At 72.6% G+C, this 12,630-nt stretch carries 13 protein-coding genes and 1 riboswitch; of the genes, 7 read left to right on the forward strand and 6 right to left on the reverse strand.

Annotation, left to right across the window (positions count from 1 at the left end; all coding sequences use genetic code 11):
- Positions 1-43 precede the first annotated feature (43 nt).
- Entirely contained in the window at positions 44-370 is a 327-nt protein-coding gene (locus tag ACLJPL_RS09395) for a hypothetical protein (protein ID WP_411080281.1), read from the reverse strand.
- 196 nt (positions 371-566) lie between these two features.
- Between ACLJPL_RS09395 and ACLJPL_RS09400 the strand changes: the two genes are divergently transcribed.
- The 6 genes from ACLJPL_RS09400 to ACLJPL_RS09425 are packed head-to-tail and all read left to right on the forward strand — an operon-like array spanning position 567 to position 6,805.
- Entirely contained in the window at positions 567-1,523 is a 957-nt protein-coding gene (locus ACLJPL_RS09400; protein WP_411080282.1) for an STM4015 family protein, read from the forward strand.
- A gap of 6 nt (positions 1,524-1,529) precedes the next feature.
- Positions 1,530-2,477 carry an STM4015 family protein gene (locus ACLJPL_RS09405; RefSeq protein ID WP_411080283.1) on the forward strand — a complete coding sequence of 316 codons (948 nt, stop codon included), beginning with the start codon at positions 1,530-1,532 and terminating at the stop codon, positions 2,475-2,477.
- Entirely contained in the window at positions 2,458-3,615 is a 1,158-nt protein-coding gene (locus ACLJPL_RS09410; protein WP_411080284.1) for an STM4014 family protein, read from the forward strand. The genes ACLJPL_RS09405 and ACLJPL_RS09410 overlap by 20 nt, the downstream gene beginning before the upstream one ends.
- Before the next feature lie 31 nt (positions 3,616-3,646).
- On the forward strand, positions 3,647-4,477 hold the full coding sequence (locus tag ACLJPL_RS09415) for an STM4013/SEN3800 family hydrolase (RefSeq protein ID WP_411080532.1): 831 nt from the start codon (positions 3,647-3,649) through the stop codon (positions 4,475-4,477).
- The gene (locus ACLJPL_RS09420) at positions 4,474-5,880 is read left to right on the forward strand and encodes an STM4012 family radical SAM protein (RefSeq protein WP_411080285.1); all 1,407 of its coding nucleotides are present in this window, start codon (positions 4,474-4,476) and stop codon (positions 5,878-5,880) included. Before ACLJPL_RS09415 ends, ACLJPL_RS09420 begins: the two co-directional genes overlap by 4 nt.
- 7 nt (positions 5,881-5,887) lie before the next feature.
- Positions 5,888-6,805, forward strand: coding sequence for an STM4011 family radical SAM protein (locus tag ACLJPL_RS09425; protein ID WP_411080286.1), 918 nt, complete (start codon positions 5,888-5,890; stop codon positions 6,803-6,805).
- 4 nt (positions 6,806-6,809) lie between these two features.
- Here the strand turns inward: ACLJPL_RS09425 and ACLJPL_RS09430 are convergent, their stop codons facing one another.
- Positions 6,810-7,637 carry an SGNH/GDSL hydrolase family protein gene (locus tag ACLJPL_RS09430; RefSeq protein ID WP_411080287.1) on the reverse strand — a complete coding sequence of 276 codons (828 nt, stop codon included), beginning with the start codon at positions 7,635-7,637 and terminating at the stop codon, positions 6,810-6,812.
- Between the two features lie 162 nt (positions 7,638-7,799).
- Positions 7,800-8,789, reverse strand: coding sequence for a peptidoglycan DD-metalloendopeptidase family protein (locus ACLJPL_RS09435; protein WP_411080288.1), 990 nt, complete (start codon positions 8,787-8,789; stop codon positions 7,800-7,802).
- Between the two features lie 3 nt (positions 8,790-8,792).
- Positions 8,793-8,951, reverse strand: a riboswitch (cyclic di-AMP (ydaO/yuaA leader).
- A 446-nt stretch (positions 8,952-9,397) separates the two neighbouring features.
- Between ACLJPL_RS09435 and ACLJPL_RS09440 the strand changes: the two genes are divergently transcribed.
- Positions 9,398-10,210: a tyrosine-protein phosphatase gene (locus ACLJPL_RS09440; RefSeq protein ID WP_411080289.1), complete on the forward strand. Its 813-nt coding sequence runs from the start codon at positions 9,398-9,400 to the stop codon at positions 10,208-10,210.
- Positions 10,211-10,296: 86 nt separating this feature from the next.
- On the opposite strand, the gene ACLJPL_RS09445 is transcribed toward ACLJPL_RS09440, so the two are convergent.
- The 3 genes from ACLJPL_RS09445 to ACLJPL_RS09455 are packed head-to-tail and all read right to left on the reverse strand — an operon-like array spanning position 10,297 to position 12,582.
- Complete coding sequence (locus tag ACLJPL_RS09445) at positions 10,297-10,473, reverse strand: DUF6126 family protein (protein ID WP_411080290.1); 177 nt, start codon at positions 10,471-10,473, stop codon at positions 10,297-10,299.
- A 43-nt stretch (positions 10,474-10,516) separates the two neighbouring features.
- The gene (locus ACLJPL_RS09450; protein WP_411080291.1) at positions 10,517-11,125 is read right to left on the reverse strand and encodes a helix-turn-helix domain-containing protein; all 609 of its coding nucleotides are present in this window, start codon (positions 11,123-11,125) and stop codon (positions 10,517-10,519) included.
- 59 nt (positions 11,126-11,184) lie between these two features.
- A complete protein-coding gene (locus tag ACLJPL_RS09455) occupies positions 11,185-12,582 on the reverse strand; it encodes an aspartate aminotransferase family protein (protein WP_411080292.1) in 1,398 nt (465 codons plus the stop codon).
- Between the last annotated feature and the right edge of the window lie 48 nt (positions 12,583-12,630).

Raw genomic sequence — 12,630 nt, forward strand, 5'->3', positions numbered from 1 at the left:
TGGAAGTCTGTGGTCCGTGCTGGTGAAGCGGGTGGGCGTGCGGTCAGTCCGCGACGATGCGGATCGCGCCGGGCGCGTACTCCCGCTGGCGCACCACGCGGAACCAGCCCTGCGGCAGCGCGATGGTCGCGTGCTCCTCGTGGACCACCCGCCCGCCCTCGGGGAGATGGAGCAGCGCGGGGCCGAAGGGGCCCGCCTCCCGGATCAGCCGGCCCGGCCCCTGCACGGCGTGCGCGTGTCCGGTGACCTCCCCCAGCGCGAGCACCAGCCGCCCCCGCCCGTCGCGCAGTTCGCCCGGGGCCTTCAGGAAGGGGGCGGGCACCGCCGACTCCTCCAGCGCCATGATCAGTACATCGCCCTGCCGGTACACAGACGTCTCCCCTCGGTCGCGGCACTCGCTGTGCCGTCCACGGGAAAAACGCTACGGGCAGGGTCTGACAACGGGCCCCGGCCGCCCGCCCGGAACGGTCCCGGCGGGCTTCGGGCCGTCCCGGTCGCGGCGTTGTCAGTGCGGCTTGATAAACCTTGCGGACATCAGCCGTCCCCAGGACCAGGAGCTCAGTGCGATGTACGGTGCGCAGCATCTGCAAGCGTTCGGCGGCCTTCCGGCCGTCGACTTCCAGCACACGGACGGCCCGGCCGACCGGCCCGCCGCCGCTGCCGCCGCCTGGCGTCTGTCCGTCGATCCGTTCGGGGACGACGGGGAGCGCACGTGGGAGCAGGAGTTCACGGCCTTCCTCGACGCGGTCGATCCGGCGGAGGTCCGGGCGCTGATCATCGGCCAGTGGGGCGAGGCGTACGACGAGAAGTCCTCCGTCCCGATCGGCCTGGTGATCGCCGCCGCCGACCGTCTGACCTCGCTGGAGGCGGTGTTCGTCGGGGATCTGGAGATGGAGGAGGCGGAGATCTCCTGGATCGAGCAGTCGGACGTCACCGCCCTGCTGCGCACCTTCCCGGCGCTGACGGAGTTCGGGGTGCGGGGCGGCACCGACCTGGTGTTCCCGCCGACGCGGCACGAGCGGCTGCGGTCGCTCACCATCCAGGCGGGCGGTCTGCCCGTCCAGGTGGTCCGAGGAGTGCTGGACAGCGAACTGCCCGCACTGGAGCGGCTGGACCTCTGGCTCGGCGTTTCGGCCTACGGCGGAGACGCGGGCGTCGCGGACCTCGCGCCGCTGCTCTCCGGCACCCGCTTCCCCCGCCTGCGCCACCTGGGCCTGCGCAACAGCGAGGTGCAGAACGAGATCGCGGCGGCCATCGCCTCGGCGCCGGTCGTCGCCCAGCTCACGACCCTCGACCTGTCGAACGGGACGCTGGGCGACGAAGGCGCGGCCGCGCTCCTCGAAGGGCAGCCGCTGACCCACCTCGCCGAGCTCGATCTCCACCACCACTTCCTCACCGAGGCCATGGAGCAGCGGGTCCGCTCGGCCCTGGAGCCGCACGGGGTGCGCGTCGACCTGTCCGGGCGGAACGAGCCGTGGGACGGTCGCGGCGCCGAGGGCCGCTACACCGCCGTGTCGGAGTGAGGTGCCATGACCCCCATCCGTATTGAGCATCCCGAGCACTTCCACGGCCTGCCGGTCCACACGCCGGCGGCGTCCGTGCCCCTGCCCGCCGCCGACGCGGTGGCCTGGCGGCTGGAGTGCGAGTACGGCGAGCCGACGGACTTCGCCGTCCTGTGGCAGCAGTTCCTGGACACCGTGGACACGGCGGGGGTGCGGGCGCTCGTCATCGGCCCCTGGTGGCGTGAGGAGTACACGCCGTTCGCCCCGGTGAGGGACCTGATCGTCGCCCACGCGGACCGTTTCCCGGCCCTGCGGGGACTCTTCCTCGCCGATGTGGTGGGCGAGGAGTGCGAGGTGTCGTGGCTGCGCATGTGCGACATCACGCCGGTGCTCGAAGCGCTGCCGCTGCTGGAGGAGTTCACGGTGCGGGGCGGCGGCCAGGAGGGCCTGGATCTGCGGCCCGTCCGTCATGCGGCGCTGAAGTCGCTGCGCTTCGAGTCCGGCGGGCTGCCCGGCTCCCTGGTGCGGGCGGTCGCCGCGAGCGAACTGCCCGCGCTGGAGCGGCTGGATCTGTGGTTCGGCAGTTCGTGGTACGGCGGCGACGCCACGGTCGACGACGTCCGGCCGGTCCTGTCGGGCGGCACGTTCCCCCGGCTGCGCCGCCTGGGCCTCCAGAACAGCGAGATCCAGGACGAGATCGCCGCGGCCGTGGCGTCCGCGCCCGTCGTCGCCCAGTTGGAGAGCCTCGCGCTGTCCATGGGCACCCTCAGCGACACGGGCGGGGAGGCGCTGCTGAACGGGCAGCCCCTGAACCACCTGTCGACGCTCGACCTTCGCCACCACTACCTCACCGACCCGGTGCTGGACCGCGTCAGGGCCGCGTGCGCCCCGGCCGTGGTCGAGGCCGGCGAGGCCGAGGAGGACGACGGGGACCCGGACGAGGAACCGGAGCGCTATGTCGCCGTCAGCGAGTAGCCCGGCTGGGGACGCGGCCCCGCGTTTCGCGGTCGTCGGCAATCCGGAGAACCGCCGGGTCGCCTTCTTCCAGGAGGCCGTGCGGGACGCCGGGCTGCCGCCGGCCCGGGTGGTGTCCTGGCTCCAGGTGCTGGGCGGCGAGGCGGCGTTCGGCCGGGGCGAGACCGTACGGATCGACTCGCCCGGTGAGAACGCCGAGGTGGAACGGCTGCTGCGCGGGGTCGGCGATCCGACCCGGGTGGAGGGCACGGCACGGTGGTACGCCGGGTTCCTCGCGGCGGTGGGCGGCGTGGCGCGGGCCGCATCGGCGGCGGGCGCGCGGGTGCTCGCCTCGCCGGACGACGTCGCGGCGCTCTTCGACAAGCGGCTCTGCCACGCCCTCCTGGCGGACGCGGGCGTCCCGGTGCCCGCCTCGCCCACGTCCGGGCCGCAGGCGCCGCCGGTGCGGGACTGGTCCGACGTACGGGCGCTCCTGCGGGAGCACCGGATGCCCCGGGCGTTCGTGAAGCTCGCCCACGGCTCCTCCGCCTCGGGGGTGCTGGCGGTGGAGACCGCGGGCCCTGGCCGGGTCAGGGCGAGCACCTCGGTGGAGCGGGACGCGGAGGGGCGGCTGTTCAACTCGCTCCGGGTCCGCCGCTACACCACGGAGCGGGAGGTGGGCGCGATCGTCGACGCGCTCGCCCCGGACGGCCTGCACGTCGAGCGCTGGCTGCCGAAGGCGTCCCAGCGGGGGCGGGTGGCCGATCTGCGGATCGTGGTGGTCGGCGGCCGGGCGACCCACGCCGTCGTCCGGACGAGCCTGTCCCCCATGACCAACCTGCACCTCGGGGGCGCCCGCGGCGATCTGGACGAGGTCCGGGCCGCCGTGTCGGCGGTGGGCGGCTCCTGGCGCGAGGCGCTGGCGATGTGCGAGCGGGCCGCCGCCTGCTTCCCCGGGACGCTGTGCGTGGGCGTCGACCTGCTGCCGGCCGCCGGCTGGCGGCGGTTCGCCGTGGGCGAGGTCAACGCCTTCGGCGACCTGCTGCCGGGGCTGACCGGTCTGCCGGGCAGCGGAGCCGAGGGCCTGGACACCTATGCGGCGCAGGTCGCCGCCGTACTGGACCGAGCGAGGAACGACCATGCCGTCACGTCTCCCTGAGCCCCCGCGGCTGGACCCTCCGCGCCCCGATATGGCCGAGGTCGTGGGCAGCCATGACCTGCTGCTGGTCACCCTGGACACCCTGCGCCACGACGTCGCCGTCGAGCTGGCCGCCGCCGGCCGCATCCCGAACCTCGCCCGGCGCCTGCCCGGCGGCGTGTGGGAGAAGCGGCACGCGCCGGGCAGCTTCACCTATGCCTCGCACCAGGCGATGTTCGCCGGGTTCCTGCCGACGCCCGCCGCCCCCGGCCCGCATCCGCGCCTGTTCGCGGCGCGCTTCGCGGGCAGCGAGACGACGGCGGACGGCACGTTCGTCTTCGACACCCCCGACCTGGTGTCGGGGCTTGCTGCCGAGGGCTACCGCACGGTGTGCGTCGGCGGGGTCGGATTCTTCAACCGGCAGGGGCCGCTGGGGTCGGTGCTGCCCGGCATGTTCCAGGAGAGCCACTGGGAGCCGGAGTTCGGCGTCGCGTCGCCGACCTCGTTCGAGGAGCAGGTGGCCAGGGCGGAGAAGGTCGTGGCGGAGCTCCCTCGGGAGCGGCGGCTGTTCCTCTTCGTCAACGTGTCCGCGCTGCACCAGCCGAACTGGTTCCACACCCCGGGCGCGACCCGTGAGGCGGGCGACTCCCGGGCCACGCACGCGGCCGCCCTGGAGTACGTCGACCGGCACATCGGCCGCCTCTTCGCCGCGGCGAGCAGCCGCCGCCGGTGTTTCGCGATCGTCTGCTCCGACCACGGCACGGCGTACGGCGACGACGGCTACACCGGCCACCGGCTCGGCCACGAGGCCGTCTGGACCGTGCCGTACGCCCATTTCTTCCTCGAACCACCCGCACCGCTCGAACCGGGGGCCGCCCGATGACCACCGCCACCACCGCGTCGACCACCGCCGGCGCTCCCGCGCCCCCCGCCGTCAGGCCGTACGAGAGTTACGTCTACGCCTATCCGCACAAGACGGCCTACCGCCCCCTGGCGGACCGGCCCGCGCTGCGCGAGCTGTGGGCGGCGGAGCCCAAGAACGCCCTGTCCCTCTACCTCCACATACCGTTCTGCGAGGTCCGTTGCGGCTTCTGCAACCTCTTCACGCGGATCGGCGCGCCCGACGAGCTGACGACCCGGTATCTCGACGCCCTGGACCGGCAGGCCGCAGCCGTACGGGACGCGCTCGGCGACGACGGTCCGGTGCGGTTCGCCGCGGCGGCGTTCGGCGGCGGGACGCCCACCTTCCTGACCGCCGGTGAGCTGGAGCGGCTCTGCGACATCGCGGAGAAGCGCATGGGCGCGGACCTGCGCGCGGTGCCGCTGTCGGTGGAGACGTCCCCCTCCACGGCGACCGCCGACCGGCTCGCGGTGCTGGCCGACCGGGGCACGACCCGGGTCAGCATCGGTGTGCAGAGCTTCGTGGAGGCCGAGGCGCGGGCCGCCGTCCGGCCGCAGCGCCGGGCCGAGGTGGAGGCGGCGCTCGGCCGGATCCGGGACGCCCGGATACCGGTGCTGAACATCGACCTGATCTACGGCATCGACGGCCAGACCGAGCGCACCTGGCTCGCCTCGCTGGACGCGGCGCTGGCCTGGCGGCCCGAGGAGCTGTACCTCTACCCGCTGTACGTCCGCCCGCTGACCGGCCTGCACCGGCTGGGCGGGATGGCGAGCGGCCCGGAGGCGGAGGCCCTGGAGCAGGCCGCCTGGGACGAGCAGCGGCTCCGGTTGTACGCCGTGGGCCGCGACCATCTGCTGGCGCAGGGCTACGAGCAGGTGTCGATGCGGATGTTCCGCCGCGCCGACGCCCCGAGCGCGTCGCGGGAGGGCCCCGAGGACTACGCCTGCCAGACCGACGGGATGATCGGCCTGGGCTGCGGGGCCCGCTCCTACACCGCCGCCCTGCACTACTCCTTCGACTACGCGGTGGACATGCGGGAGATCCGCTCCATCATCGACGGGTTCACCGCCGCCGAGGACTTCTCCCGGGCCGAGGTCGGCCGGTACGTCGACGCGGCCGAGGCCCGCAGGCGTCATCTCCTCCAGTCGCTGCTCCAGGCGGCGGGGCTGCCCGTGGACGACTACCGCGCCCGCTTCGGCACGGACCCCCGCGAGGACTTCCCCGCCGAGCTGGAGCGCTTCGCCGCCCTGGGCTGGCTGGACGCGGGCGCGCCGGTCGGGCTGCTGCGGCTGTCCCCGCTGGGCCTGGCCCACTCCGACGCCCTGGGCCCGGCGCTGTTCTCCCCCGGGGTGCGGGCCGCGATGGCCGCGTACGAGCGGAAGTGAGCGGGTCATGGACCTGACGATCCTGTACCGGGGCCCGCTGGCCTCGTGCGACTACGACTGCCCGTACTGCCCGTTCGCCAAGCGGCGGGACACCCGGGCGCAGTTGACGGCGGACCGGGAGGCGCTGGAGCGGTTCGCCGGGTGGGCGGCGGCGCAGACCGGCGACCGGCTCTCCGTGCTGTTCACCCCGTGGGGCGAGGGGCTGGTGCGCTCCTGGTACCGGCGGGCGCTGACCGAGCTGTCCCACCTGCCCCACATCGGCCGGGTGGCCATCCAGACGAACCTCAGCGGCCGCACGGAGTGGCTCGCCGCCGCCGATCCGGAACGCGTCGCCCTCTGGTGCACGTACCACCCGGGGCAGACGCCGTACGAGCGGTTCCTCGGCAAGTGCCGGGAGCTGTCGGCGCGCGGGATCCGCTACAGCGTGGGCGTGGTGGGGTTCGACGCGCACCTCGACGAGGCGCGGCGGCTGCGGGCGGCGCTCCCCGACGAGGTCTACCTCTGGGTGAACGCGGCGGAGGGGCATACGTACACCGACGCGGAGGCGGAGCGGTGGACGGAGCTGGACCCGCTCTTCCCCTACAGCCGGCATCCGCACCGCTCGGCCGGGCTGCCGTGCCGGACGGGTGAGTCGGTGGTCTCGGTGGACGGCGACGGCACGGTGCGGCGCTGCCACTTCGTCAAGGCCGAGCTGGGCAACCTCTACGACGGCAGCTACCGCCGGGCGCTCGGGCCGCGGGCCTGTCCGCTCGCCGTGTGCGACTGCCATATCGGCTATGTGCACCTGGAGACGCTGCCGATGTACGACGTGTTCGCGGGCGGTGTGCTGGAGCGGATACCGGCTGCGCCCGGCGCGGGACCGCCGCCTGCCGGGCTCGTGGGGCCGAGCCCGGCCAGGCGTACGCTGCCTCTGCTGGAGCCGTGACGGGCTACAGCGGCAGCAGGTCCGGGCGCTTCGCCTCGACGTGGTCGCCGGACGATTCGCCGCGCAGCCGCCGGCCGATCCACGGCACCAGGTACTCCCGCGCCCACTGGATGTTGTCGCGCCGCTCGTCGAACGGGCGGCGCTGGGCCTGGGGCGGCCAGGGCTGGTCCGGGTCGGCCGGCACGTCGTGGCCGAGGACCTGGGCGGCGCGCAGCGCGACCCGGGTGTGGCCCTCGGGCGACAGGTGGAGCCGGTCGGCGTCCCAGGCGCGCCGGTCCTGGACGGAGCGCAGCGACCACAGGTCCAGCACCGGGCAGTGGTAGCGGTCCGCGATCGCCCGGAGGTGGACGTTGTACGTGGCGATCTTGCCGCGCATGTGGCGCAGCACCGGAACGCCCCGGGTGTCGAAGCCGGTGGTGACCATGACCGTGCCGACCGCGTTGGTCAGGTCCGCGACGGCCCGCTCGAAGCGCTCGGCCAGATCGTCGGGGTCGGCGCCGGGCCGGATGATGTCGTTGCCGCCCGCGCAGAAGCTGACCAGGTCGGGGGCCAGTTCCTTGGCGCGGGGGAGCTGCTCCTGGACGATCTGGTCGAGGAGGCGTCCGCGTACGGCGAGATTGGCGTAACGGAAATCGCCGTGCCGGGTCTCGTCCGGGTTCGTCGCCGCGTCGGGGGCCGGGAGCCGGTCGGCGAGCAGAACCGCGAACCGGTCCGCCCAGCCGACGAAGGCTCCATCGGGGCCGGGATCTCCGACGCCTTCGGTGAAACTGTCCCCGATCGCCGCGTACGACCCGATGATGTTCTGCTGCTGGGTTCTCGAATCGTCTGCCACAAGCGCATATCCTGCACCGTTCAATGTGACCTACGCGACCGTAATACGGGGTTGACGGGAGGTGAGATAGACCACCCGGTCAGATTTCGGTAAAGCCGGAATAAGTGGAGGGGCGGTGCGCCGCCGCGCACCGCCCCTCGATCACTTCTTACGCCCCTCGGATCAGAGGGAGACGCCGTGCCCGCGCAGGTAGGCGATCGGGTCGACGTCCGAGCCGTAGCCCGGGCCGGTGCGGACCTCGAAGTGGAGGTGCGGGCCGGTGGAGTTGCCGGTGGAGCCGGAGAGGCCGATCTGCTGGCCGCCGGTGACGGTCTGGCCGGCGGAGACGCTCAGCGAGGACTGGTGGGCGTACTGGGAGTACATGCCGTCCTCGTGCCGGATGACGACCTCGTTGCCGTACGAACCGCTCCAGCCGGCCGAGACCACGGTGCCCGGGCCGATGGCGTGGATCGGGGTGCCGGAGGCGGCCTGGAAGTCCGAGCCGGTGTGGTAGCCGCTGGACCAGCTGGAGCCGGAAGCGCGGTACTGGGTGGTGACGTTGGCGTTGGCCAGCGGGGCGGTCCAGCCGGAGCCGGTCGCCTCGGACGAGCCGGTCTGCGCGGAGGCGCCGGAGCCCTCGGAGTCGTCCGCCGAGATGGTGTCGCCCTTGGGGGCTTCCTTCGGCGCGGCCTTGGGGGCCGGCGCGGCCTTCTTCGGGGCGGCCTTGGGAGCCGGGGCGGCCTTCTTGGCCTCCGGCTTCCCGGCCTCCGAAGGAGCGGTGGAGCCGGACGCCTTGGCGCCGATGGTGAGCTTCATGCCCGGGAAGATCAGGCTGGGGTTCTCGCCGACCGCCGAGCGGTTGTCCTGGTACAGCTTCTGCCAGCCGCCCTTGACCTGGTGCTCGGTCGCGATCTTCGCCAGGTAGTCGCCGGAGACGACGGAGTACGTCTTCGGGGAGGTCTTCGCCGTGGCGGGCGCGGACTGCGGCGCGGTGTGCGCCGCGGCCGGCGAGGCCGCCGCGGGCTTGGCGGCGGGGGCCGCCTTCTCCGCCGCGTGCGCGCCGGTGGCGCCGATCAGCGGGAGGGCGAGTACGGCGCCGCCGGTGCCCGCGGCGAGGACGCCGCGGTGGATCGGGCCGGACTTGATACGACGGTGCTTACCCTTTGCGGGCATGGGGAAGTTCCTCTCCGGCGCCTGCGAGGTGAGCTGTCGGGTTCGGGCTGGAGATGCCCGGTCGCCGTGGCGACTTCACCCCGAGCCGGTCCGGATCTCTCCGGGCCGGCGGCTTACCTGGTTCCCCCGCTCCTGCCACGCGTGAGTGGGTGGGTGCGAATTCCGGTCGGCGGCAGGATTAGGCGGTCCGCCCGGATTGACGGTGACCGTAAACGAGTCAGGACGACAGGAACAAGCCGTCGGTTGCCTTGCGGAATCATCGATTCAATTGCGCCGGGGATTTCCCGTCACACTCCGTGGATTACGGATCTTGGCTTTCCGTGCGGATCCCGGGAAACGGTCGGACGGTCATCGCCACGGACCGTCACGGATATGATCCCGCTCACCTGTCGAATCCCATCTCACCCATAAGCGGGGCATGTTCTGAGAAATACACCAATACGGACATGCCGCGAGAGTCCTCACTGACGCCCCATCAGCACAGGCTCCGTGGACGGCCGGGTCGGCGCTCGTCAACCGTGATGATTTTCCGGGGAATCGATGTCGTATCGTCACGGGAGCGCCCTCGCCGGAGAGCCGCGCCGCCACCGAAGACCCCAGGAGCCCCCGTGACGCAGCAGGTGCCGCAGGTCCCGCCGACAGAGACCGCACTGACCGGAGTCCGCAACTTCCGCGACGTGGGCGGGCTCCCCACGGCGGACGGGCGCAGCACCGCTTTCGGCCGGCTCTACCGCAGCGGCCATCTGGCGCACGCCACCGCCGAGGACGCGGCCTTCCTCGGCGGCCTCGGGCTGCACACGGTCTTCGACTTCCGCAACTCCGCCGACCACCGGCTCGACGGGTTCGACATCGAGCTCAGCGGTGTCCGCAATGTCAGCATTCCGCTCTCCGACCCCGCCGATGGGGCCGAGTTCTGGCGGCTGGTGCGCGACGGGAACATCGAGCAGCTGCGCTCGGTCCTGGCGAACGGCAAGGGCGTCGAGCGCATGGTCCACATGTACCGGTCGACCATCGTGGACCGCACCGCCGAGCACAGCCGGGTGCTGCACGCCCTGGCCGAGGACAGCGTGCCGGCCCTGATGCACTGCGCGGCGGGCAAGGACCGGGCGGGGCTGTCGATCGCGGTCTCGCTGCTGGCGGTCGGAGTGGAGCGCGAGGCGATCGAGACGGACTACCTCAAGTCCAACGACCTCCACCGCCGGTACAAGGTGAAGCGGTCGGACATGTCCGAGATCGGGATGTCCGCCGAGGTGATGGAGCTCCTGAACCCGCTCTTCGGGGCCCGGTCGGAGTACCTCGCGGCGGCGTTCACGGCCATCGACGAGACCTGGGGCACGACGGACCGCTACCTGACGGAGGGACTGAACGTCTCCCCCGAGACCCGGGAGCGACTGCGCGAGCGACTGCTCGACCAAGGCTGAAGAACCAAAGCCGAGAAACCAGGGCTGAAGGCTCAGGGCTGAGGGCTCAAGGCCGAGGGATCAGCGCGGAGGGATCGGCCCGGCGATCATTCCGCGCCCGCCACCATGAAGAGCAGGTAGAGGAAGGCCGCGATCACATGGCCGACCACCAGATAGGCGAAGAGCCGGATCACCAGACCGCGCGGCATCCGGCGCTCCTGCGAGTCCTGCGCAGCCTTCGGCCGCCTCGGCGTCAGCGGGTCGTAGTGCTCGGAATCGGACATGACGGTCCTCTCTGCCGGCCTCGCGACCGGTGAAGCGAATGGGTCAGCGCGCGTGGAGGGCGTTGCCGAGGCACAGCTCGGCCGCGGGGCTCTGGAGCAGGGAGTGGACGAAGAGCAGCTCCGCCCCGCTCCGGTCCAGGGCCGCGATGCGGTGCGGGGTCAGCGAGTCGAAGTGGGCGCTGTCGCCGGGTTCCAGATCGTGCACGGTCTCCCCCAGCGCGACCCGCAGCCGCCCGACCAGGACGTACAGCCACTCCTCACCGGGGTGGACGCGCACCAGATCGCCCTGGGCGCCGTACGGGACACGCACCCTCAGCGCCTGCATCGCACGGCCGGAGCCGCCGGCCCGCCGGTACATCCAGCCGTCCGCCTCGGCCCCCTCGAAGGGGCCGCCCCGGATGACCGCCTCCCGCTCGGGCGGCTTCTCGCCGAGCAGCTCGGATACCGTCGTACCGTAGATGCGGGCCAGGCCGAGCAGCATGGGCAGCGAGGGCTGCCTGCGGCCGGTCTCCAGCCGGGAGAGGTGGGCCGGGGAGAGTCCGGCCCGCTGGGCCGCGGTCTCCAGGGTGAGACCGCGCCCGCGGCGCAGATCGCGCAGTCGGGGTGCGACGCCGGGGAGCTCGTCGGCCGCCCCATCGTCCGGAGGGTTCATGCCTCCATTGGGCCAGGAACTTTCCTCTCGGGCAAATAAATTGCCCGAGAGGCAAAAAGTCAGCGGTTGGCCACGGCCTGCTTGACCAGGGTCCGGCCGAAGTCCCACATCAGGCCGCCGCCGCTGTGCGCGTCGTCCATGACCTCGGTGAACGCCGCCACGAAGCGGTCCACCTCCGCCTCCCCGATGATCAGCGGCGGAATGAGCTTGATCACTTCCAGGTGGTCGCCGGAGACCTGGGTGAGGATGCGGTGCTTCTGGAGCAGCGGCACCACGACCATCTGCGCGAAGAGCCCCTTGCGGGCCGCCTGGAGCATGGTCCAGCGGCTGCGGAGCTTCAGCGAGGAGGGCCGGCCGAACTCGATGCCGATCATCAGCCCGCGCCCGCGCACCTCGTGCAGCAGCTCGTAGCGGTCGACCAGCGCCGACAGCCGCTCCCGCAGCAGATCACCGGTGCGCCGGGCGTTGGCCACGGTCTCCTCGTCCTCCATCACCGTCAGCACCGCGAGCCCCGCCGCCATGGCCTGGGCGTTGGAGCCGAAGCTCGCGGAGTGGACGAGGACCCGGTCCATCGAGGAGTAGACCTTGCGGAAGATCCAGTCCTTGCCGAGCGTCGCGCCGACCGGAACGTAGCCGCCGGAGAGCGCCTTGGCCACGCAGACGAGGTCGGGCTCGACCCCGTCCTCGTGCTGGTAGGCGTAGAAGTCGCCGGTCCTGCCCAGGCCGCTCTGCACCTCGTCGGCGATCAGGAGCGCCTTGTGCCGGTGCAGCAGCTCCTGGGCCTCGCGCAGGAAGCCGGGCGGCGCGGCGTGCACGCCCTTGCCCTGGACCGGCTCGACGACCAGCGCCGCGACGTCTCCGCGCTTCAGCTCCCGGCGCAGCGCCTCCAGGTCGCCCAGGGCGATGGCAGTGTCGGGCAGCAGCGGGGCGAAGCCGTCGCGGAAGCCGCTCTCGCCGTTGACGGAGAGAGACCCGGTCGTCAGGCCGTGGAAGGCGTGGGAGCAGTACAGGACGCGGGGCTTCCCGGTGGCGTACCGGGCGAATTTGAGCGCCGTCTCGACCGCTTCCGTACCGCTGTTGCCGAAGAAGACGCGGTCCAGGTGCGGGCTGTGCCCGAGCAGCTTCTCCGCGAGCAGCCCGGGCAGCGGCTGGCAGTCGAAGCGGGTGAGGTCGGCGAGCTGGGCGTCGAGCACGTCGTGCAGCGCCTTACGGACGACCGGGTGGTGCCGGCCGAGCCCCATCACGCCGAACCCGGCGAGCATGTCGAGGTAGTCGTCGCCCTCCGCATCCCAGAAGTACGCGCCCTCGGCCCGCTCGTAGACCTTGTCGAAGCCGATGGTGCGCAGCATGCGCGGCAGCTGGTGGTTGAGGTGGCGGGCGTGCAGCTCGTACCGCTCTCCCCCGCGCTCCGCCAGCAGCCGTCCCAGGTCGAAGCCTTTCGGCCCGCCGTCCGTCATCGCCCGCTCTTCTCCTTCGGTACGCACCCGGCGGCCGTGGCCGCCGGC

The sequence above is a fragment of the Streptomyces sp. cmx-18-6 genome, assembly GCF_046548915.1.
Taxonomy (GTDB): Bacteria; Actinomycetota; Actinomycetes; order Streptomycetales; family Streptomycetaceae; genus Streptomyces.